The 21,970-nt window shown below is 47.3% G+C and carries 18 protein-coding genes; 11 read left to right on the forward strand and 7 right to left on the reverse strand.

What is annotated here, in order from left to right; all coding sequences use genetic code 11:
- Window positions 1–41 precede the first annotated feature (41 nt).
- Both D9Y29_RS21195 and lipB read left to right on the forward strand, forming a co-directional pair.
- A complete protein-coding gene (locus D9Y29_RS21195) occupies window positions 42–3,863 on the forward strand; it encodes an MBG domain-containing protein (RefSeq protein WP_127132050.1) in 3,822 nt (1,273 codons plus the stop codon).
- A gap of 110 nt (window positions 3,864–3,973) precedes the next feature.
- Window positions 3,974–4,684: a lipoyl(octanoyl) transferase LipB gene (gene lipB / locus D9Y29_RS21200; RefSeq protein WP_127132052.1), complete on the forward strand. Its 711-nt coding sequence runs from the start codon at window positions 3,974–3,976 to the stop codon at window positions 4,682–4,684.
- 138 nt (window positions 4,685–4,822) lie between these two features.
- Here the strand turns inward: lipB and D9Y29_RS21205 are convergent, their stop codons facing one another.
- Together D9Y29_RS21205 and D9Y29_RS21210 are read right to left on the reverse strand one after the other, a co-directional pair.
- On the reverse strand, window positions 4,823–5,767 hold the full coding sequence (locus tag D9Y29_RS21205) for a hypothetical protein (protein ID WP_127132054.1): 945 nt from the start codon (window positions 5,765–5,767) through the stop codon (window positions 4,823–4,825).
- Between the two features lie 81 nt (window positions 5,768–5,848).
- Window positions 5,849–6,766, reverse strand: a complete 918-nt coding sequence (locus tag D9Y29_RS21210; RefSeq protein ID WP_164735506.1) for a 1-aminocyclopropane-1-carboxylate deaminase/D-cysteine desulfhydrase — start codon at window positions 6,764–6,766, stop codon at window positions 5,849–5,851.
- Between the two features lie 61 nt (window positions 6,767–6,827).
- Between D9Y29_RS21210 and D9Y29_RS21215 the strand changes: the two genes are divergently transcribed.
- Entirely contained in the window at window positions 6,828–7,700 is an 873-nt protein-coding gene (locus tag D9Y29_RS21215; RefSeq protein WP_127132058.1) for a nucleotidyltransferase family protein, read from the forward strand.
- Between the two features lie 105 nt (window positions 7,701–7,805).
- Here D9Y29_RS21215 and D9Y29_RS21220 read toward each other — a convergent pair whose 3' ends face one another.
- Both D9Y29_RS21220 and D9Y29_RS21225 read right to left on the reverse strand, forming a co-directional pair.
- Window positions 7,806–8,903, reverse strand: coding sequence for a S1C family serine protease (locus D9Y29_RS21220; RefSeq protein WP_127132060.1), 1,098 nt, complete (start codon window positions 8,901–8,903; stop codon window positions 7,806–7,808).
- Window positions 8,903–9,475 (reverse strand): RNA polymerase sigma factor, encoded by a 573-nt coding sequence (locus tag D9Y29_RS21225; RefSeq protein WP_127132062.1) that lies wholly within the window; start codon window positions 9,473–9,475, stop codon window positions 8,903–8,905. Before D9Y29_RS21225 ends, D9Y29_RS21220 begins: the two co-directional genes overlap by 1 nt.
- A gap of 197 nt (window positions 9,476–9,672) precedes the next feature.
- Here D9Y29_RS21225 and D9Y29_RS21230 point away from each other — a divergent pair, with 197 nt between their 5' ends.
- On the forward strand, window positions 9,673–9,870 hold the full coding sequence (locus D9Y29_RS21230; protein WP_127132064.1) for a hypothetical protein: 198 nt from the start codon (window positions 9,673–9,675) through the stop codon (window positions 9,868–9,870).
- Window positions 9,871–10,076: 206 nt separating this feature from the next.
- Here D9Y29_RS21230 and D9Y29_RS26940 read toward each other — a convergent pair whose 3' ends face one another.
- Complete coding sequence (locus tag D9Y29_RS26940; protein WP_262713775.1) at window positions 10,077–10,205, reverse strand: hypothetical protein; 129 nt, start codon at window positions 10,203–10,205, stop codon at window positions 10,077–10,079.
- 251 nt (window positions 10,206–10,456) lie between these two features.
- Between D9Y29_RS26940 and D9Y29_RS21235 the strand changes: the two genes are divergently transcribed.
- The 6 genes from D9Y29_RS21235 (at window position 10,457) to D9Y29_RS21260 (ending at window position 18,309) form a co-directional block, all read left to right on the forward strand.
- A complete protein-coding gene (locus D9Y29_RS21235; protein WP_127132066.1) occupies window positions 10,457–11,821 on the forward strand; it encodes a UDP-N-acetylmuramate--L-alanine ligase in 1,365 nt (454 codons plus the stop codon).
- Between the two features lie 15 nt (window positions 11,822–11,836).
- The gene (locus D9Y29_RS21240) at window positions 11,837–12,604 is read left to right on the forward strand and encodes a 3'-5' exonuclease (protein ID WP_127132068.1); all 768 of its coding nucleotides are present in this window, start codon (window positions 11,837–11,839) and stop codon (window positions 12,602–12,604) included.
- A gap of 75 nt (window positions 12,605–12,679) precedes the next feature.
- A complete protein-coding gene (locus D9Y29_RS21245) occupies window positions 12,680–13,477 on the forward strand; it encodes a polyprenol monophosphomannose synthase (protein ID WP_127132070.1) in 798 nt (265 codons plus the stop codon).
- 66 nt (window positions 13,478–13,543) lie between these two features.
- Entirely contained in the window at window positions 13,544–14,443 is a 900-nt protein-coding gene (locus D9Y29_RS21250) for a DMT family transporter (RefSeq protein WP_127132072.1), read from the forward strand.
- Between the two features lie 69 nt (window positions 14,444–14,512).
- A complete protein-coding gene (locus D9Y29_RS21255; protein WP_127132074.1) occupies window positions 14,513–15,199 on the forward strand; it encodes a porin family protein in 687 nt (228 codons plus the stop codon).
- 143 nt (window positions 15,200–15,342) lie between these two features.
- Window positions 15,343–18,309, forward strand: coding sequence for an alpha/beta hydrolase family protein (locus D9Y29_RS21260; RefSeq protein WP_127132076.1), 2,967 nt, complete (start codon window positions 15,343–15,345; stop codon window positions 18,307–18,309).
- 43 nt (window positions 18,310–18,352) lie between these two features.
- On the opposite strand, the gene D9Y29_RS21265 is transcribed toward D9Y29_RS21260, so the two are convergent.
- Both D9Y29_RS21265 and D9Y29_RS21270 read right to left on the reverse strand, forming a co-directional pair.
- Entirely contained in the window at window positions 18,353–19,846 is a 1,494-nt protein-coding gene (locus tag D9Y29_RS21265; protein WP_241238007.1) for a HAMP domain-containing sensor histidine kinase, read from the reverse strand.
- The gene (locus D9Y29_RS21270) at window positions 19,843–20,547 is read right to left on the reverse strand and encodes a response regulator transcription factor (RefSeq protein ID WP_127132078.1); all 705 of its coding nucleotides are present in this window, start codon (window positions 20,545–20,547) and stop codon (window positions 19,843–19,845) included. The genes D9Y29_RS21265 and D9Y29_RS21270 overlap by 4 nt, the downstream gene beginning before the upstream one ends.
- Before the next feature lie 129 nt (window positions 20,548–20,676).
- On the opposite strand from D9Y29_RS21270, the gene D9Y29_RS21275 reads away from it, so the two are divergent.
- Window positions 20,677–21,966 carry a spondin domain-containing protein gene (locus D9Y29_RS21275; protein WP_127132080.1) on the forward strand — a complete coding sequence of 430 codons (1,290 nt, stop codon included), beginning with the start codon at window positions 20,677–20,679 and terminating at the stop codon, window positions 21,964–21,966.
- Window positions 21,967–21,970: the final 4 nt, after the last annotated feature.

Below are 21,970 nucleotides of genomic sequence, written 5' to 3' on the forward strand. Positions count from 1 at the left end.
TTACGGCACACGTATCACAATACCTGATAAACCCATTCTGAATGCTCCGAACTCTACGCCCTGTACTTCTATGTATTGCTCTTTTATTTTTTATTCCGGCCCTGAAAGCCCAGGTGGATGTTTCGTCCACAACCGGGACCACCTTTGCTTCCTATGCCAACCTGAAAACGGCATTCGATGCCGTGAATGCGGGCACCCATCAGGGAGTCATCACGATAGCGATCAGGGGCAATACCACTGAACCTGGCACAGCTACTTTGAATGCGAGCGGGGCCGGCGCCGCCAGTTATTCTAATGTGTTCATCAGCCCGGGTCCCGGTGTTGATCCGGTGATCTCCGGAACGGTCAGCAGCGGCCCGGTGGTAAGGTTGAATGGATCGAACAATGTAACCATCGATGGCTCCAACAATTTCACTGACTCGCGGAACCTGACCATCACCAATACTGGCGTTTCTGCTCCCTATGTGCTGCAAATTGGTTCAGCAGGCACAACGCCTGTTAGTAATGTTACTGTAAAGAATTCTATTCTGATCAACGGCGCCAATACATCCTCAGCCGTAATGGTGGGAGATGCCGGAGTGATGGGTAATCCGGGATATTTCAATAATATCACGCTTCAGAATAACAATATCCGCAAAGCGTTTATCGGGATTTACATATATGCAGTGGTGGCTGCGGGGAACGGTAATGTGCTGGTAGACCGGAACGATCTCAATTCCACGGGAACGGATGCGATCCGCATGGTAGGGGTTTACGGGCAGGGTGCTAACGGGCTTGTGATCAGGAATAATAATATCGGGAACTTCGAATCCGGCAATGTGGAATTCGACAGGGCCATCTGGCTGGCCACTGCTACCACCAATGCCGAGATCTCCAACAATACGATAACGGGATTGAGCTATAGCGGAACCAGTTCTTATGCTCCAATCGGTATCAATATCTCTCCAGGAGTTGCGAATAGCAATATTGATGTAACCGGCAATACGATCAGTAATCTAAGCAGCAACGGCACATATATGCCAATTGGCATTTTCCTGTACAGCGCCATGTCCGGAGCCACTATCAGCAATAACAAAGTCAGCAATTTGAAGAACAGGAACACTTCTGGTTATGGTGCAGCGGGCATTGCACTGCAGGCAACTATTACTGCTGCTAATGTACAAGTGCAGAATAATTTCGTTTGGGATATTGCCGGTTATGGGTATAACGGCTATGAGGCAAATGATAATGGAAATGGCATTGTGATCGATGGTGGCGGTGGTTATGATATCAATTTCAATACAGTTGTATTGAATACGAACCAAACGCTCACCGGCGGTCACCGGGCATCCTGCCTGCTGGTCACACAAAATGTAATAACAGCAGGAGCAGTGGGCCTGCGCAATAACATTTTCGCCAACCTGCAAACAGTGGGCAATGCCAGCAGCCGGCTGGCGATCTCCAATTTGTCAACCGACGGTTCAGGCGTTTTCAGTGCTATCGATCATAACGTATACTTCAGTACCAGCACCAACCTGAGCAGTACCGGCACCAATGCAAGTATCACCAATACTCTGGCGCAACTGCAAACTTCATTGGGAGGCAATACGAATTCATTGAACATTCAACCTGAATTTGTTGGGGCGAATGATCTGCATCTGAACAGGGAACAGAATGCAGCGATCGATGCCAAAGGTACACCCATTGGTGGTATCAATACAGATATCGATGGAGAAGCCAGGAATGCCGCCACACCTGATCCCGGCGCTGATGAATTCATTCCTTGCCCTGTAATCACCGTTGATGCACAACCGCAACCTGTTAATATTTGTGCCACCGCCAATGCAAGTTTCAGTATATCGGCAACCAATGCACTAACTTATCAATGGCAGGTAGATGAAGGCAGTGGATTTGCTGATATCGCCAATTCCGTTTTGTATGCCGGAGCAACCACCAATTCATTGACACTTACCAATGTGCCGGCAGGAAACGATGGTTTTATTTATCGATGTATTGTTACGGCAGGGACAGGTTGTAACCCGGTGAATTCCAGTCCGGCGCTTCTTACAGTTGGTACACCGGTGGCCATCAGTGCTGATCCCGGAAATATGACTATTTCTCATTTGGATAATACAAGTTTCACTGTTGCCAATACAGGTACCGGGCCTTTCACCTATCAATGGCAGGTGGATGATGGCGGCGGCTTTACTGATCTCACCAATACTGGTGTATACAGCACGGTAAATACTGCTGCACTCACTATCACCGGCGCAACTGTTTCCATGAATGGCTACCAGTACCGGTGCGCCGTAAGCGCTTGCGGCTCGGCCACCAGCAATGCCGCTACGCTTACCGTAAACCAGCTTGCACAAACCTTGGATTTTGCCACGCAGACCAATGGAGGAACGGTCACTGTTACTTATGGCGACCCGGCAATTAATGGGGCAGCCAGCGCTACATCTGGCTTAGCTGTGACATATACCTCCGGCAATACTGCCGTAGCGGATGTGAATGTTTCCGGGCAGGTCACCATCATCGGAGCAGGTACCACCACCATCACGGTTTCACAGGCAGGAGATGCCGTGTACCTTCCCGCCACCAATATCAGTTTCACCGTTACGGTGCAGCCGAAAGAGATCATTGTGAATGCCCGTTCATTGACCAGGATCTATGGCGACAGTGATCCTTCATTCACTTATACAGTGAATACGCCCCTGCTTGGTGGTGATGTATTTACAGGTGCGCTTGACCGTGACCCCGGCGAAAATACCGGCATGTACCAGATCCTGCAGAACACACTTACTGCCGGACCGAATTACAATATCATATTCAACAGCAATATCCTCACTATCACGCCGAAAGAGCTTACCGTAACAGCCGACGATAAGACCCGGCAATACGGAGTGGCCAATCCTCCGCTTACATTGACCTATTCCGGATTTGCCTTCGCTGATGATGCATCTGTGCTTACCACGGCGCCCCTGGCCGGCACTTCTGCGGTGCCTGCCAGTTGGCCCGGGGATTACCCGATCACCATTGCAGGAGGCGCTTCGTCTAATTACACTTTTACATTTGTGCCGGGAAAACTCACGGTTGAAGCGATACTATTGAATATCGAACAGCAACCAATCAACAGCATGATCTGTGCCGATGCAAGGGCCACATTCAATACTGCAGTTACTGCAACTCCCTCCATTGCTCCTGTATCTTATCAATGGCAGTACAGTGCAGATGGAATTTCCGGTTGGTCGGACCTTTCACAGGGCAGTACTGATAGTTATCAAACAAGGGCTGGTTCGCCTTCGGGTTTCTATCGTTGCAGGATAACCGTACCGGGTACCGATTTCTATTCACAGCCTGCGGAACTGACGATGTACCCGTTGCCCAGGATCAGGGCAGCAAAGTCGAATGATATAGATTGTGCATTCACCAGCGCAAAGTTAGCAGCAAGTGGTGGAGTGAGCTACCAGTGGTCACCTGCCGGCAGCCTTGATAATGCCAATAGTCCCAATCCCATCGCAACGCCTGATAAGACCACTACTTACCTGGTGACCGGCACTGATGGGAACGGATGCAGTGGCAGCGATAGAATTCTTGTAACTTATACTCCATCCGAATACAATGTGCCCAATGCCTTCACCCCGAACAATGATGGAAAGAATGATTGCTTTGGTGTACGTCACTGGCAGAAAGTAACGGATTTCAGTCTCAGTATTTTTAACCGTTATGGCGCAAGGATCTTCCACACCACCGATCTGAGCAAATGCTGGGATGGCAACATCAACGGTGTGCCACAGGCTACCGGCAGCTTTGTGTATTACATCAAAGGCATGGCGCCCTGTGGACTGATCGAAAGAAAAGGCAGCCTGTTCCTGTTTAGATAAAATTGGCTATGGTGAAAAAATATAATGCAGCGTTAATCAATTGATCTTCATAAATATGCAAGGGAGTTCCTGCCTGTTTCCCAAATCCTGCAAAGCAGTATCTTTGCAGGATGATTCCCGTCATTTTTGAAGACCTCGGCAATATGTGTTACCAGTCTGCCTGGGATTACCAGGAGCAACTGTTGAAACAAAAAGTAGAAAAGAAATCAAAGGCTTTCGTTGTTTCAGGTGAGGTGGAGCCCGATGAGGGGCCAATTACGCATCATTTTTTGATGGTGGAGCATCCTCCTGTGTACACGCTTGGAAAAAGTGGAAAGATGGAACACGTACTGATCAGTGAGGAGGACCGCAATGCAAAGGGGATCGAGTTCTTCAAGATCAACCGCGGCGGTGATATCACTTTCCACGGACCACAACAGATCGTTGGCTATCCTGTTATAGACCTGGAACAATTCTATACGGATATCGGCAAATACCTGCGTAACCTGGAAGAAGTGATCATTCTTACCATGGCGGAATACGGACTGAAAGGCGACCGCTCTCCCGGAGAAACAGGCGTATGGCTTGACCCGGATGATATCACGCGCGCAAGAAAGATCTGCGCCATGGGCATCCGCTGCAGCCGCTGGGTTACGATGCATGGATTTGCTTTTAACGTTAATACTGACCTCGATTATTTCAACTATATCGTTCCCTGTGGCATAGAGAACAAAGCCGTGACTTCACTGGAAAAAGAACTCGGTTATGCCTTGCCGATGGAAGAGGTAAAAGAAAAAGTGAAAAGGAATTTTGAGAAAGTATTCGGCGTGGTGTTACAATAAACTTACGCTGCCGGCAGTCGCTCGCCTCCCGGCGAGTGACTTTTGTTTCGTCGCCACCGGCGACGCGGTGTTCGCCGGAGGCGAACAAATACAGGTCACTCGCCGGGAGGCGAGCGACTGGCCGCACGCTGAGTGATCTTAAAAATCTTTCGGAATAAACAACTTGTGTGTTTCCTTCAGCTTCCCTTCTTCATACAATTCAAATCTGTACCAGCCTGAGCGGAGGAAGGTAACCTTGTCTATGATAAGGTGTGGGTCCTTTACTTTATGGATATCGAAGATGGGCGTTTGTTTCTCATCGAAGAATTTCACTTCGTAATTTTTCTTCATTGCATCATAAAGATCGATCACCACGTTACCATCTTTGTCCGTGTATACAAAGCGTGAAGGTTTATAGATCTCGCGGGGAATGAAGGGACGCAGAACGATGGTGTCCAGGTTCTTGAAGGCCATCGTATCATTTGTGCGGTACACGATGGAATCCCTGAATTTCTTGAATCCTTTTTCAGGAATATTGAAAAGGATGGAATCTTTTTTCTTTACGATGAAATAGCGTTCGGGCGCTTTGGGAGCAGGAGTGCTGGTAGTGGGAGCAGGATTAGTTGTTCCTTTCTTTGTTGCTTCGCGAAGCTCTGCCTTGAGTTGTTCCACTTCACGCTGGCTCATATTGTCTGCTGCAACAATGCGCCTGTTATTGTTCTCTCCGGTGAGCGAGAATTCTTTTGAATCGGGGCGGATGGCGCCAAGTGTATCCCAGTAAGGTCGCTGTGCCCGGCTGAAAATATAATTGCCGTCTTCCAGCACAATGAAAAGCCGGTAGAACATATTTTGCGCGGGCGCCTTGGTATCTACAAAACCGTTTTGCGGAACGGAGGGATCGGGAACATTGAGGATGGTGCGGAAGCCTTTGCTGCTGTCGAACGACCGTTGTACGTTGATCTGTGTAACGCTGGTGTAATTGTTCGTCCAGCTGATGATAGCTTTATTATACCCCCTGGTGGTAACGGTGAACCGGGGTAAGGTATCCTGGGCAAAGGATGAGTAAGAAAGCAACATCAAAAACGCGACCCACAGCTTGCTCATGATTACTATAACGTGTGATTTTAGTACTGTATTATTGGAGGTGCAAATATAACGATCCATTCATTGTCAAAATCCCTGCCATTAATAACCCAGCAAATCCTGAGGGAGCGACCGATTCCCCTGTAACCCACCACTATGTACCACCAGCAGCCTGCTATCGGCCGGAAAAAAATTTTTCTCAGCCAGATCATTCAATCCATATAAGAGTTTTCCGGTATATACAATATCTGTGGGAATGGCGGTTTGCTGAAACAGCACTCTCATGAAATCCGTGAGTAATGCGGTCTTCCGCGCATAACCCCCGAAATGGTATTGCCAGATGAACTGGTAATTGCGTTTGATGGTTTGATTTTCCAGGAAACTGGTAAGGCTGTTTTCACTCGTATTGACGAGTTTGATACTGCTGAATCCCAACACTTGTTGTTGTGGAGTACTCGCCTCAACCAGTCCCGCCATCATGGTGCCAGTACCTGCGGCACAGGCGATATGCGTGTATTGTGTGGCATCAGGCACAAGCTGCATTATTTCTGCTGCGCCCCGCACTCCGGCTTTACCCTGGCCTCCCTGCGGCACCAGGTAATACCCAGGGAACTGTTCCTGCATGGTACTATGCAGAGTAATCTCATCGGCATAATCTGTTCTGCTGACGAAATGTAATAACATTCCTGCATTCATTGCATCCTGCAGTGCTGCGCTGAGTTGTGCCGGACGCTCTCCGCGTACGATGCCTGCTGATGGAATTCCACCCCGGGCAGCAGCTGCAGCAGTGGCAACAAGGTGATTGCTCCAGGCGCCACCGAATGTTAGTAAGCCTTTGGAACCCGCTTCCAGGGCGGCTTGCAGGTGGTACTTCAGTTTGAACCATTTGTTGCCGGAGATCACGGGATGTATGAGATCGAGGCGGAGTATGTTTGCACTTATGCCTCCTGCCAATGGCAGTGGTTGAATGATGGCTTTATGCAGATCAATCGATTGATGATATGTTGATGGGCAGAACAAATTTCTAATATCGCATATTTTTATATTTTCGTGCGTGAATTTATTAAACAAACAGACAAACATGCAACCAACTCTTTTAATACTGGCGGCCGGAATGGCTTCGCGTTATGGCAGTATGAAACAGATACAATCATTTGGACCCGGAGGCGAAACCATTATGGATTATTCGATCTATGATGCTATCCGCGCGGGTTACAAGAAGGTGGTCTTCATTATCAGGAAGGAATTCAAGCAGGATTTTGCCGCTATATTCGAGCCGAGACTTGCAGGAAAAGTGGAGATCGATTATGTATACCAGGAAGTGGCAGAAGGAAGAACCAAGCCATGGGGAACCGCACAAGCCATCCTCTGTGCAAAAGACACCATCAAAGAACCCTTTGCTGTGATCAATGCGGATGATTTCTATGGCCGCGATGCTTTCGAGAAATCATACAAATTCCTGACAACTGCCGTGAAGCCCGATGTTTACTCCATCATAGGATATGAACTGCTGAAAACTTTGTCGGACAACGGTACAGTAAACCGTGGCGTTTGCCAGGTGGACGCACAGGGTAACCTGAGCACTATCGCTGAAAGATTGAATATCCAGCAGAAAGATGGTAAGATCCTCACAGACGATAACCTGGAGCCTAAAGAACTGGCGCTGGATTCCAAAGTAAGCATGAACTTCTGGTGCTTCGATCCTGCTGTGTTTACATATACTGAAAATATGTTCAAGGAATTCGAAGCAGCCAATAAAACCAATCCGAAGGCAGAATTCTTCATTCCACTGGTGGCTGATCAGTTCATCAAAGACAAAGCTGGTGTGATCCAGGTGATCCCCACTTCTTCCAAATGGTTCGGTGTAACCTACAAGGAAGATGCTCCTGAAGTGAAAGCCGCGCTGGAAGCGCTGGTGGCTGCAGGTGAGTATCCTCCCGCATTGTGGAAATAATCAGTAATGATCATAAATGAAATAAGCCCCGTGCAGTAATGCTACGGGGCTTTTTACTATCAGAGCTAAATTGGAAACTTTACAAAATGCAAACAAGAAGTTTGATCAGTAGCTTTTAACCATGAATACGCAGTCTTCGATCTTCTTGATCTGTTGTACACGGTCCATTCCCTTGATCTGCGTATTCTGAGGAAGCTTCAGGTTCTTAAACGTGCTGTCTTCCTTTTTAATTGTCTCCAGCGTACGGATAATATTTTTAGCGGTGAGGGCGAATACCACGCCTTCAGCCTGTCTGAGTCTTGTATTGATGATGCCGATCACTTCTCCGTTCTTGTTGAATACAGGGCCGCCTGAGTTACCGGGATTTGCAGGTACTCCAATCTGGCAGGTGAGTGTATCGCCGTTATATCCTGTTTTGGCGCTCATATAACCTTCATTGTACACTATCTCTTCCCGTGGGAAACCCAGTGTGAACAGCGGCTCGCCGAGATCTGAACTTCCTTTGCGGAAGGAGTAGGGGAGGATATTATGCGCTTTCCAGTCTTCATCGCTGATCTTGAGGATGGCAATATCGGAAGCATAGTTCACATAAACCGTTTGTGCACGGAATTCCTGGCCTTTGTTCGATTGCACTACAAAGGTGCTGCCGCCTTTGATCACGTGTGCGTTGGTGACCAGGTAACCTTTCCCATCGATGAGGAAGCCGGTACCGCCAGAGATGAGTTCTGCATTCTGGGGGGCTTTGGACATTTTAGCGTTCACTTCGTCCAATACCTCGTTCTTTTTATTGGCTACTTCTATTTTGAATTCGCGACGTAGCTGTTGCAATTCCGCATTGCTGGCCTGACGCGTGTACCAGCTTACGCCACCTGCTATGAGCACAGTGGTGATACCGGCAATGGACGCAGCCACAGCCATCACTTTTTTGTATTTGCGAAGAAGGGAAACTACGGTTGCTTTGGGCTGGCCTTCCCTGATTGCACCGGCATCCGCCAGTTGATGATGAACATCCTGGAGAGTGGCTTTGAAATCTTTCCACTCGCTGAACTGGTCCATTTGCTGGAGGAACATAGTATGCTCCACCACCAGCTGGTCAATGTCAGGATTTGATTTACGCAGCTGCTCAAAGTGCGCTCTTTCCTCCTGGGGCATTTCATTGCGGAGGTAGCGTTCAATGGCATCCATCAATTGTATATCTTCCATCACAGGTTATTATTGTTTTTGTAGGCGCTGAAAAAAAGTTTCTTCAGTCGCATCAAACATTTGTATTTCTGGTTCTTGGCATTATCGGCATTTGTATAACCGAAAAAGCTGGCAATATCGGTCATGCTTTTCTTCTGAAGGTAGAAAGCGTCGATCAGGCTGCGACAGGGCTCACCGAGGTTCATCATGGCTTTTTCCATCATCTGGTATGCTGCAGTTCGCTGTCCATGCTGGTCTATTTCTTCTTCCACCGGGATCATTTCTTCCAGACCGTTGATATCGGGCACCATTTTTTGCTGTTGCTGCAGTCTTTTGAGCCAGAGTCGCCTGCACACGGAGTACAGGTAGGTTTTCAAAAGGCAGTTAAGCTCGAATGTGCCTGATTTCGCCTTTTCGTAGAGTACGATCATTGCTTCCTGGAAAATATCCCTTGCATCGTCTACTGAGCCGTTGTTATTGATTATCAGCGATTGAACCATATTATAATGCTGTTTATAAATGGTTTCAATGGCTTGCCTGTCGTTCTTTGCCAGTCCTTCCAATAATGCTATTTCCCTGGGATCTGTTTTCACGCGTAACCTTTTATTAATACCCGAATTAAAGAGAAGTAACCCATGGTCTCCCGATTTTAACAGGAGAATCCAGCTTCGCAAGATCGCGAATTCCGGGCCAGGAAAAAAAATTACGAATTTTTTTAAAAGTCGAGGTTACCTTTTCCTGATCCGGGTATTAATCCTTAAATCATTCGATAACAAAACAAAAAGAAACAATGAAAAAGCTCCTGTTTGTATTCGCTGTAGCCGCTTTCGCTGCTTGTAATGACTCTGCAACTTCTGAAGCTCCTAAAGCTGACTCTAGTGCAATCCAGGCTGCTCCTGAAGCTGCACCGGTTGACTCCGCAGCTCAGAAAGTAGATTCTACAGTTGTTGCTGACTCTACCCAGCCAGCTGCTGCTCCCGCTCACTAAGAATTATGTTTTTTATTCATATGGCAAGCAATCGTTAGAGGCCGTCCTGTTCACAGGAGGGCTTTTTCCCTTGACTCGCCATTTTTGAGTGAAGAGGTTGTTTCAATAGCTGAAACGACCTCTTTTTTATTGGAGAAACTGGCTGAAAGCAAAAAAGTCTTCCCGGGGGAAGACTCAATACTTTTATCTGTGGACAGATGTTTCGATTAGCGCATGCCGTTACCGTAACCAACAAGATTCCTGGAGGATGCACATCCGCCTTTGGAAGCTGTACAAGAGGTGATCATTACTCCGGCCAATAATACAACGGCCAGGATTACCAGTGTCCTTTTCATTTTTTGTGGTATTTAGATGATTACAAAATTGCCTGAGATACGAGTATGGTTTTTCGATCTGCAGGTAATTCAGAGGTAACGGATTGCGGTAAAAGGTAAAAGGGAGATTTTTAGAGGATTGGACGGTTCGATGCATCAAATTAACAACTAATTTCCGGCATATGCAATACCCCTCCTGCAAAAAAACTGATCCGGGTAAAACTGCAACGTTTTACAATTGAAAATGACTATTTTCGGGACTTATTTCGAGTATGAACGTACATTTTATAGCCATCGGCGGCAGCGTAATGCACCAGCTTGCACTGGCATTGCACAAGAAAGGATACCGTATAACCGGTAGTGATGATGAGATTTTTGAGCCCGCCCTCGGCAACCTGCGCCAGGCAGGCATTTTGCCCGATGCCATGGGATGGTTCCCCGAAAAGGTCCAGCCAGGCCTGGACGCTGTGATACTCGGCATGCATGCCAAACCAGACAATCCGGAACTGCTCCGTGCAAAAGAGCTGAACCTAACCATCTATTCATTCCCCGAATATATTTACCAGGAAAGTATTGATAAAACGCGTGTAGTGGTGGGCGGTAGTCATGGTAAAACAACTACTACAGCTATGATCATGCATGTGCTGAATAAAACCGGTAAGGATTTCGATTATCTCGTGGGTGCCAGGCTTGAAGGATTTGAACAATCTGTTCGTATCACCGATGCGCCGATCCTGGTAGCCGAAGGCGATGAATACCCCGCCAGTGTGATTGAGAAGCGTCCCAAATTCCATTTTCTCTTTCCCCAGATCGCTATCATTACCGGTATTGCCTGGGACCATATCAATGTGTTCCCCACTTTCGAAATATACCTGGAACAATTCACTATTTATATCGATAAGATAGAGAAAGGAGGTGTACTTATTTACAATGAATCTGATCCCGTGCTGAAAGAGCTGGTAGAGAAACATGCGCGTAAGGATATCCGTTATCAGCCCTATGGTATTCCTCCTCACACCATCCAAGATGGCGCCACCACTGTTACCATCGATGGCGTTTCTACCAACCTGCAGGTATTCGGAGATCATAATCTCCTGAATATGCATGCAGCATGGTACGCCTGCGAAGAACTGGGTGTGGATGCCAACGCTTTCACCAACGCAATTGCCAGTTTCACCGGGGCATCAAAAAGGCTGGAACTGATGGCAAAGAATGCGCAGACTGCAGTTTACAGGGATTTCGCACATGCTCCTTCGAAGGTAAAGGCCACCATCGATGCCGTTAAGCAGCAGTATCCGGACAGAACATTGATAGCTATACTGGAACTGCATACCTTCAGCAGCCTTAATGAAAAATTCATGGACCAGTACCATGGCGCCATGGACAGCGCCGACAAAGCCGTTGTGTATTATTCCAATCACGCACTGGAACTGAAACGCCTGCCGCCGCTGGACCCTGCAAGGATCCGCGAAGGATTTGGAAAAGAAGGACTGGTTGTGATGAACAACAGGAATGATCTGATGAAATGGATGGAGGAACAACAGTACCGGCACAGCAATCTGCTTTTGATGAGCTCCGGCAATTATGATGGGGTAGATATGCTTACATTTGCAAAGAACGTAGTTGAAAAAATATAATCAATATCAACATTGATGTTACAGTTATCTAAGCCACTAGCAATCCTTGACCTGGAAACTACCGGTGTGAACCTCGGAGTTGACCGCATTGTAGAAATCGCCATAGTAAGGATCTCTCCCGATGGAACAAGACAGGTGAAACGCAAATTGCTGAACCCGGAAATGCCCATCTCGGCCGTATCGGTGGATGTGCACGGCATCACCAATGAAATGGTGAAAGATGCGCCTACTTTCAAACAGGCTGCCAATGAGATCAAACAATTCCTGGAGCATTGCGACCTGGCTGGTTATAATTCCAACCGTTTCGATATCCCGATGCTTGCGGAAGAGTTCCTGCGCGTAGGACTGGATTTCGATTTCAAGGGAAGGAAACTGGTGGATGTGCAGAAAGTGTTCCATTTGATGGAGCAACGCACCCTGAGCGCTGCCTATAAATTCTACTGTAACAAGAGCCTTGAAGATGCTCACAGTGCAGAAGCCGATGCCAGCGCAACCTGGGAAGTGTTGCAGGCGCAAATTGAAAAATACCCTCAACTGGGAACTACGGTAGACAGCGTTCTCAAAGTAATTGGCGAAGAACCTGTAGTGGATTTCGCACGCCGCATGATATTCGAGAACGGAGTGGAAATATTCAATTTCGGCAAACACAAGGGAAGATCAGTGGCGCAGGTACTGAAGTCTGAACCTCAATATTATGATTGGATGATGAAAGGGGATTTTCCGCTTCATACCAAGCAGAAACTCACTGAGATATTCAACAGGACCCTGTTAAAGAAGGGATAAATGTAATGTGTGCAGAAATTGTGGGAATATAACAGCCTGAAAAAACGTAAATTCGCTTATTCAAGGAAGCCCTGATTGGAAAAGATAGTTATCATACCTACTTATAACGAGCGCGAGAATATTGCCAACATAATCGAAGCAATTTTTTCTCTGCATCAGGGCTATCATGTTCTTGTCATTGACGATGGTTCTCCCGACGGGACCGCGAAGATCGTCAAAGATCATCAGCAAAAATTTCCATCACAACTTTTCCTCGAACAAAGGACCGGCAAACTCGGATTGGGCACTGCCTATATCCACGGTTTCAAATGGGCCCTTCAGAGAGGATATCGTTTCATCTTTGAAATGGATGCTGATTTCTCCCATAATCCGCAGGACCTTGAGCGCCTCTACGATGCCTGTAAACATGGTGGTGCCGATATGGCTATCGGCAGCCGGTACGTCAAGGGCGGAGGCACCGTCAACTGGCCCTGGGACCGTATCTTCCTGTCAAAAGGCGGTTCGCTCTATACCCGCCTCATCACCTGGATGCCCGTGAAGGATACTACTGCCGGTTTTGTTTGCTACCGGGCAGAAGTACTCGAAACCATCAATCTCGATCAGATCCATTTTCTCGGGTATGCATTCCAGATAGAAATGAAATTCGCCACCTGGAAACTCGGATTCAATATCCGCGAAGTGCCTATCATTTTCAAAGACCGGAAGTACGGCGCTTCGAAAATGCATAAAGGCATCGTAAAAGAAGGTATCCTGGGTGTGCTGAAACTTCGTTGGTACAGCTTATTCAAAGATTACCGCAATAAAGTGAAGAACAATCTTCCACCGCCTGCTTTTCGCTCATCATTCAAAAAAGACGAGGTTGTAAATCTGTAATTACCACAACGTGGTAATCATTTAATTGCCATCCAACATGGCATATCATCTTTGAATAATTATTCCATGCGAAAAGCATTCATTCAACTACACACAGCCGTGTTCATAGCCGGCTTCACAGCTATATTGGGTAAACTGATCACACTTAACGAAGCATTACTGGTTTGGTACCGCCTGCTCTTTACCATCATCACCATGTGGGCCTTGTTCGCGTTCCAGAAAAGACTGCAGCGCATTTCTCCAGGGGAAATGATGAAGATCACAGGAGTTGGTATTGTTGCCACCCTGCACTGGATCACGTTTTACGCCAGTATCAAATATTCAAATGTATCGGTTGCACTGGTTTGTTTCTCATCCATCGGGTTCTTTACCGCCATCATGGAACCGCTCATTACCAGGAGCAGGTTCAATTATATTGAACTGTTGCTGGGACTCATTGCGGTGCTCGGTATTTCCCTGATCTTCCATTTTGATCCCACTTACAAAGTGGGCATCATCATCGGTATCGTTTCCGCTTTGCTCGGAAGCGTTTTCCCGATCATGAACAGGGGATTACTGCGAAACCATTCTGCTGAAACCGTTACATTGTATGAGCTCACGGGAGGATTCTTTTTCCTCACGCTGGTGCTGCCGCTTTACCTGCATCTCTTTCCAACAGAGAACCTGGTACCTGGCTGGTCAGATATTATCTGGCTGCTGATTCTGGCATGGGTCTGCACGGTGTGGGCATTCCAGTTATCCATGCACGCACTGAAAAAGATATCTGCATTTACCGTGAACCTGACGTATAACCTGGAGCCGCTTTACGGCATTACACTGGCATTCCTGATCTTCAGGGAGGATAAGATGCTGACAGATGCATTCTATGCTGGCCTGGGACTGATCGTATGTTCGGTGCTGTTACAAACTTTCCTTGTGTACAGATCGGGAAGGAAACTGTCAGCCACAAAGGTTAAAGCTGAGTAAAAGCTGAGATATTTGTTTGGAAGGTTGATAAACCCTGAGTATTTTATCTGGGTTTATCAACCTTTTCTTATGCACACCAAATATTGTCTTGCCACCTGCTTTTGTCTTTTTGTGTCCGGTTTGTTAAATGCCCAGTTCCGGCTTGGAGCGAAAGGAGGCCTGAGTCTCAATCAACCGATTGGAAGAGTGAAAGGACAGCCTGATTCAAGATTTCAGATCGATCGGTATGATCTTCATCCGAATTTTCATGCCGGGCTTTCCGCAGATATTCCTGTTTCAAAGAAATTCCATATAAGACCGGATCTTCTCTATTCCCGCAGGGTAGCGAAGTATGAGGGAACTTACCCTGCATCTGGCGCCAATTACAGCGAACGGCTGGAAGCGAATTATGTGGAACTTCCAGTCAATTTTGTGTATTATCATAAAACCAGGCATCTTAACTATTATATGGGCGGTGGCCCTTATTTCGGACATACATTGTCGGGAAAATCAAATAGCCGGGAGTGGAAAATAGGCGGCGGGTGGGACCCGTCTTATGTATTGTACAACCAGGAAGAAGACTGGTATAAAAAATTTAGCTGGGGCGCAGTATTATCGGCCGGAATAGATCTTCCTTTCGGATTGGTTTTTGAATTCAGTGTACATCGCGCTTTCAATGACGTCAATGACTCACACGTGGTGAACAACCATACCAAGTTGTACAATTTTAATTATGGTTTGTCAATAGGTTATCTGATGGTCAATAAGCGAAGCTGAAAAGCTGTAAATCTTTAACTCCCATATAGACTTTACCCAAAATATTCAACAACCGGAGGGCGGAATTTTTCCGCCCTTCCTTTTTTCTGCAGCATTGCAGTAATTTCTGTTAATTTAACGTCTATTAGTAAACATTTTCCGGTATGAAGACAACACCCCTGTTATTATCGGCCCTGCTGCTGGCTTCGATGGCGCAGGCTCAGAAAAAACCACTGGACCATTCGGTTTATGATGGCTGGCAAGCCATTGGAGAAAGATCCATCAGCAACAATGGTAAATATGTGGCCTATACCATCAGTCCGCAGGAAGGCGACGGCACCCTGGTGATCCAGGCTACCGACAACAGCTTTAAAAAAGAATTCGCCCGCGGCGCCAATCCGGTGATCACGCCGGATAACCGGTTTGTTATCTTCCGTCAAAAGCCTTTCTTCAAAGACCTGCGCGAAGCGCGGATCAAAAAGAAAAAACCGGACGATATGCCCAAAGACACACTCGTGATCTTTGAATTCGGAAAAGACAGTCTTATCCGCGTACCCCGCGTAAAAGGCTTCAAAACACCGGAAAAAGGGACCGGCCAATGGGTTGCTTATCTCATGGAGAAAGCATTGCCCGTTCCTCCGAAGATGCCCGCGAAACCCGACTCGCTTACGCAGCTCTCCAACCTGGAGAAAATGGCCGACAGCCTTATCCGGGTTTCGGACAGTCTTCGTAAAAAGGCCATTGAGGCACGTACCAAAGGATTGTCTATTCTCCAGCCTGCCAAAAAAGAAGGAAAGCCCGGACCCAGGCATAATGATCCGGTGGAAGAAGGAACAGAGTTGGTGCTGAAGAATCTCTATACCGGCGAAGAGAAAAAATATTCACTTGTATCCGGTTATCAATTCAGCGAAAAAGGAAATGTATTGCTGGTGGAAACCACCCGCAAGAACAATGATACGCTTACGCAGGCAATGGTGCTCTGGACCTCGCTGCCTTCAGGTATAACGGATACGGTCATGCGTAAATTCAATGATGCCCGTAATTTTTCTTTCGATGAGGAAGGAACACAACTGGCATTCACTGCGGAGCGCGACAGTGTTGCCAAAGCCCTGGTGAAATTCCATAAGCTCTGGTATTACAAAGCGGGGGACGACAGCGCCCGTGTCCGCGCAGACAGGAACACGCCAGGCATCGCCAAAGGCCTGACTGTAAGTGATTCCTACACGCCGCAGTTCAGTAAAGATGGACAAAAACTGTTCTTCGGATTACTGCCCATCCGCAAGCCCAAAGACACATCATTGGTAGATTTTGAAACTGCACGTCTTGATATCTGGAATTATAAGGACGATTACCTGCAGCCGCAGCAACTGCGTAATCTGCAAGCGGATCTGCGCAGGAGTTACCTGGCAGTGTTCAATGGCGCCGATGCAAAAAATGTGGTGCAACTGGGCGCCGATGATGCAGAGAATGTAATCATGGTAAATGAAGGCAATGCCGATTATGTGCTGGCCTTTACTTCCAAAGGGAACCGCGTGGCTTCGCAATGGCAGGGCTTTTCTTACAACAATGCTTACATCATCTCTACTAAAGATGCTTCCCGCAAACTGGTGAAAGAGAAAAAACGCGGCAGTTTCTTCGCATCGCCTGCTGCAAAATTTGTGGCCTGGTACGATCCCGAAAAAAAGAATTATTATGCGTACGAAGTAGCTACCGGCCAAACCCGCGACCTCACATCCAAAATAACCACTACTCGCTTCTGGGACGATGAAGATGATCATCCCGATGATCCCGGTAGTTTCGGCATTGCCAAATGGCTGGAGAACGACGCGGCTGTTCTGATCAACGACCGCTATGATATCTGGCAGATCGATCCCACAGGTAAAGCGGCCCCCATCAATATCACCAACGGTTATGGAAAAAAGAATAAGATCGAATTGCGCATACTCACTACCGACAGGGAAGCAAGATTCCTGAAACCTAATGAGCAATTGATCTTTGAAGCTTTTAACCGTAACAGTAAGTACGGTGGTTATTTCACCAAAAAGCTGGATGTACACGGAGACCCCGTAAAACTCTATATGGGGCCATACGGTATGGTATTCGGCGCAAAGGCAAAGGAGGCAGAAATGTATATGCTCGGCATGATGAATATCAAAGAGCCGATGAACCTGAATGTATCATCCGATCTGCAACACTTCAACAAACTCAGCGATATCAATCCGCAACAGAAAGAATACAACTGGCTCACTGTTGAATTGATGAAATGGAAAATGTTCGATGGGAAAGAGTCTGAAGGACTGCTCTTCAAGCCCGAGAATTTCGACCCCAAAAAGAAATACCCTGTGATCTTCTATTTCTATGAGCGCAATGCAGATAACCTGTACAATTATCGTGCACCGGCGCCAAGCGCTTCCGTGGTGAATATCCCTTATTTCGTGAGTAATGGTTACCTGGTTTTCGATCCGAATATCTGGTACAAGAACGGACAGCCAGGTGAAAGCGCTTACAATTCTGTTGTGTCTGCCGCGAAGATGATAGCTAAGTTACCGTTTGTGGATTCTACCAAAATGGCGATCCAGGGTCAAAGCTGGGGCGGTTACCAGGTGTCATATCTCGTAACACGCACCAATATGTTTGCAGCTGCAGGCGCCGGCGCACCTGTTGCCAACATGACCAGCGCTTATGGTGGCATCCGCTGGGGCAGTGGGCTGAACAGGCAATTCCAGTATGAACGTTCTCAAAGCCGCATCGGGGCTACGCTGTGGCAGAGACAGGATCTTTATATCAAGAACTCTCCTCTCTTTTCAGCCAATAAAGTGAACACACCACTGCTGATCATGCACAACGATAACGATGGCGCAGTTCCCTGGTACCAGGGCATCGAATATTTTACTGCGCTGCGCAGGTTAGGTAAGAAAGTTTGGATGCTGCAATACAATGGCGAAGACCATAACCTGGTGGAAAGAAGGAACCGTAAGGACCTGAGCATTCGACTGGGGCAATTCTTCGATCATTACCTCAAAGGGGCCCCTGCACCCAGGTGGATGACGGAAGGTGTTCCGGCCACCGAGAAAGGAATCGACTGGGGAACGGAGATCGAACAAAAAACTGGCGCGAAAGCTGGATTCTGATAATGGTTTAGTGCGGCGTGACTTCTATGTTGCAGGTGTAGTATCAGGAAATTGCCGGCTTCGCCGGGGAAGGTAGTATGAACCAGAACATGGCGCCTTCCCCTGGTTTACTGTCTACATCGATATTTGTATGATGTAGTTCCAGGATCTTCTTGACGATCGACAGACCGATACCCATTCCTTTTTTAGTACCCTGCACATTTCCGATCTGCTTGTATCTCTCAAAAACAAAGGCCTGGTCTTCAGGAGCGATCCCTGGGCCGGTATCCATTACCTGAACCCTGATCCCATTGCCTGAATTGCGCAATGAGATGCTGATGGCGCCGCCATCGGGAGTAAATTTGAAAGCATTATCAAGCAGGTTCTGGAAAACTCTTTCCGTTAGTCCGAGGTCTGCGAACACCGTTGGCAGATTGCCCGGAGAATCCAGGTGCAACCGTATATTTCTTTCTTTTGCCGTGAGCTGGTAGGCCATGAGAATATCAGACACCAGTTCATTTAGCAGGAAAGGCTCTTTCTCAGGAACAACGAGGTTGGCTTCCAGTTTTGCATATTGGAATAACTGGTCTACGAGTATAGATAGTTTTCTACTGCTGTCGTGAACCACTTGCAGGTATTTGTTCCTGTCTTGCTCCGGTAGCTCATCTTTTTTCATCATCATGGTTTCCACATAGCCCTGCATGATGGAGAGTGGTGTGCGCAGATCATGAGAAACATTGGCAATCAGTTCCTGCCTGAATTTGTCGGTGGCCGTGATCTTATCGAAGTTGTCTACTATTACATCTGCCATTTCGTTGAAAGTGGAAGTGAGTATACCAAGGTTACCCCTGCCATGTCCTTCGATCCTGGCGGAGTAATCTCCTTCTTTGAAACGTTTTACAACAGCGGCCACTTTCCTTATACTATTGGTGATGAGAAAGAATGTAACAAGCCCTGTAATGAAAGCAAAGGAGAGGGCTGCAATCAGTATATAGGTGAACAGGCGTGTATTCAAATGCGAGCTGAGCGCATTCAAAATTTCCTTTTGTTTTTCGCTGGCCAACACGGTATACACATAACCGGCCACCTTGCCGTTCTCATAGAGTGGCGCTGCCGAAAAGATGCTGGGCTCTCCCGGTTGTTTGGGGTTATCGCCCAACGGCCTTTCGCCCTGGCTGATGGCCAGCCATTGCCTGACCTTTGCAATATCAACCCGGTGCAGTTGTACTGTAGTATCGGGCACAACATAGTCTGTTATATTTCCTGCGGTATCTAGCAGGTATACTTCCACACTGGGATTGGCAACCATGGTAGAATGAATAATATCGTGGGTAACGCTGGTATCGGGTTTGCCATTCTTCAATGGTTGTGTGAAGGAGGCAAGATGTTGTGCAATATCGCCATACAATTCCTGGTGGGCAGCCATGTAATACGACCTGGAAACCCTGGGAACGATCAGGGCAAAGCCGATACCCAGAACAATCAGAACAAGGGTGAATACTGCGGCTATTTTCCAGAACAACAGGTTACCCTGGATCTTGTTTCGCTTCATGATCATAATTCTTCATTGAACCTGTAGCCGACGCCCCAGGTGGTTAAGATGAATTTCGGGTTGGCAACATCTGTTTCGATCTTACCGCGAAGCCGGTTGATATGGCTGTTGACGGTATGTTCATATCCTTCAAAATCATATCCCCAAACAAGGTTCAATAACCGTTTCCTGCTATAGCTGGTCCCGGGATTGGAAGCCAGCAGCGCCAATAGTTCAAACTCGCGGGGAGAGAGGTCTACCCGTGTATTGGCAAGTGTTACTTTTCTCTTTTCGATATCTATTTCCAGGTTGCCATAACTGATCCGGCTATCCGATTTTTCTTCCTGCGGACTGATGCTTCGTTCCTCATTTCTACGGAATATCACTTTTACACGCGCAATGAATTCGCGGATACTGAATGGCTTGGTAAGATAATCGTCTGCGCCGATCTCCAGTCCCATCACTTTATCGATCTCCTCAGACCGCGCTGTGAGCATAAGGACGGGAGTTTGTCTGTCTGATTGCCTGATCTTCCTGCATACTTCCAAACCGCTGATGCCGGGTAACATGATATCCAGAATGATCAGATCGAATTGGGAACCGGAAAATGCAGACAATCCTTCCTGCCCGCTTCCGGCCGTCATCACAGCGCAGCCCAGGTCCAGCAAATGGATATTGAGCAGTTCAACGATATCAGGATCATCTTCGATGATCAGTACTTTGTGCATGTAAAATGGATTGTTGATACAAAAATGGGTAAAAAAACAGTGCGGGCAGTGACCGTGATACTTTTGTTATAATTCTGCAATGTCTTTGGGATACAGTCATCTTTCCTTTGCTGTATAAAACTCAGTAACATGAAAATGAACCTCATTAAGACATTCGCAATGATCCCGGCCTTCCTGGCTTTTGCGTCCTGCGATAAGGATGATGATAATATGATGCCCCAACAAAGCACTATCACCATTGAAAATATACTCGACAGCCGCTTGCTGGTGGAATCCGGTACTTTCATGGGTGCAGGAACGCCCCCGGTGATCTTTCCGGGCCAATCTGTTTCTTTTTCATTTTATGCTTCCAGAAAGCAACGACTGACATTTGCCACCATGTATGGCTGGAGCAACGATCTCTTTTTTGCACCGGCCAATCCCGGAATTGTTTTGTATAGTGAAGACGGGATGCCGGTAACAGGAGATGTTTCTTCCCAAATTAAGCTCTGGGACAATGGCACAAGGGTGAACCAGGTGCCCGGCGCTGCCATTTCACATCCCGGCGTAGCTGAAACTCCGGGCCGTAATGTGAAAGAAGTGAATGGAACAGATGATTACAGCAATACCTACCTGCCTGCTTCGCAACTGATGAAGGTGTCGCTGGCTTATGAGGGCAATTCAAAATTCACTGTCACCATTATGAACAATTCCGGTGGTACTGCCAATGAAACTCCTTTCAGCCCGGGTGTTTGGGCCATCTCATATGTTGCAGGCAACGACCTTCTCCTGCCTGAACCCATTTACGCTGCCAATAAACCGACTGCAAATGGACTTACCAACATTGCAGAATCTGGTGATATTTCGATGATGAGTAATTATCTCGAAGCCAATACCGGAGTATTCACTCCTTTGTCGCCCGTGCTGGTAGTGGTTTACAGGGGAACAGAGAATCCTTTTTTCAAAGCAGGTGAAAAAGACAGGGGAGAGGGGCTGAAGGACCTTGCGCAAAAAGGAAATGCGGATATTCTGGCAGCAGTATTGAAGAAGAAACCGGGTGTAAAGGATGTATACGTTTTGAAAGAACCGGCGTCTACCGTATTGCTGCCAATGATCGGTGGTACAGCCGGCGGCAAAGTATCGCAGTTGTTGTCTGTAGTGAAGGGCGACAGGATCGCCATTGCTACCATGTATGGTTTTTCCAACGATTGGTTCTTTGCAACTTCGGGCAATGACCTGGATGCTTTAGTCAAAGGAGATGTTTCTTCTTCGGTTGAACTGTTCGACAATGGCACTGCCATCGATCAGTATCCCGGCGCGGGCATTACGCAATTCAACCTGAGCGGCACACCGCTATTGGAAAGCAAGCCTGTTCAGGCTGTTCCTAACCCCAATGCCTTCACTACTTTGCCATCCATCATTAAAGTAAGTGTCCAATAATTCA

Source organism: Pseudoflavitalea rhizosphaerae, assembly GCF_003991355.1.
Lineage (GTDB): Bacteria > Bacteroidota > Bacteroidia > Chitinophagales > Chitinophagaceae > Pseudobacter > Pseudobacter rhizosphaerae.

Coding starts and splice junctions, on each gene's coding strand:
- D9Y29_RS21195 (WP_127132050.1), top strand. CDS start 42: ATGCTCCGAACTCTACGCCCTGTACTTCTATGTATTGCTCTTTTATTT.
- lipB (WP_127132052.1), top strand. CDS start 3,974: ATGATTCCCGTCATTTTTGAAGACCTCGGCAATATGTGTTACCAGTCT.
- D9Y29_RS21205 (WP_127132054.1), bottom strand. CDS start 5,767: ATGAGCAAGCTGTGGGTCGCGTTTTTGATGTTGCTTTCTTACTCATCC.
- D9Y29_RS21215 (WP_127132058.1), top strand. CDS start 6,828: ATGCAACCAACTCTTTTAATACTGGCGGCCGGAATGGCTTCGCGTTAT.
- D9Y29_RS21220 (WP_127132060.1), bottom strand. CDS start 8,903: ATGGAAGATATACAATTGATGGATGCCATTGAACGCTACCTCCGCAAT.
- D9Y29_RS21230 (WP_127132064.1), top strand. CDS start 9,673: ATGAAAAAGCTCCTGTTTGTATTCGCTGTAGCCGCTTTCGCTGCTTGT.
- D9Y29_RS26940 (WP_262713775.1), bottom strand. CDS start 10,205: ATGAAAAGGACACTGGTAATCCTGGCCGTTGTATTATTGGCCGGAGTA.
- D9Y29_RS21235 (WP_127132066.1), top strand. CDS start 10,457: ATGAACGTACATTTTATAGCCATCGGCGGCAGCGTAATGCACCAGCTT.
- D9Y29_RS21240 (WP_127132068.1), top strand. CDS start 11,837: ATGTTACAGTTATCTAAGCCACTAGCAATCCTTGACCTGGAAACTACC.
- D9Y29_RS21250 (WP_127132072.1), top strand. CDS start 13,544: ATGCGAAAAGCATTCATTCAACTACACACAGCCGTGTTCATAGCCGGC.
- D9Y29_RS21255 (WP_127132074.1), top strand. CDS start 14,513: ATGCACACCAAATATTGTCTTGCCACCTGCTTTTGTCTTTTTGTGTCC.
- D9Y29_RS21260 (WP_127132076.1), top strand. CDS start 15,343: ATGAAGACAACACCCCTGTTATTATCGGCCCTGCTGCTGGCTTCGATG.
- D9Y29_RS21265 (WP_241238007.1), bottom strand. CDS start 19,846: ATGATCATGAAGCGAAACAAGATCCAGGGTAACCTGTTGTTCTGGAAA.
- D9Y29_RS21270 (WP_127132078.1), bottom strand. CDS start 20,547: ATGCACAAAGTACTGATCATCGAAGATGATCCTGATATCGTTGAACTG.
- D9Y29_RS21275 (WP_127132080.1), top strand. CDS start 20,677: ATGAAAATGAACCTCATTAAGACATTCGCAATGATCCCGGCCTTCCTG.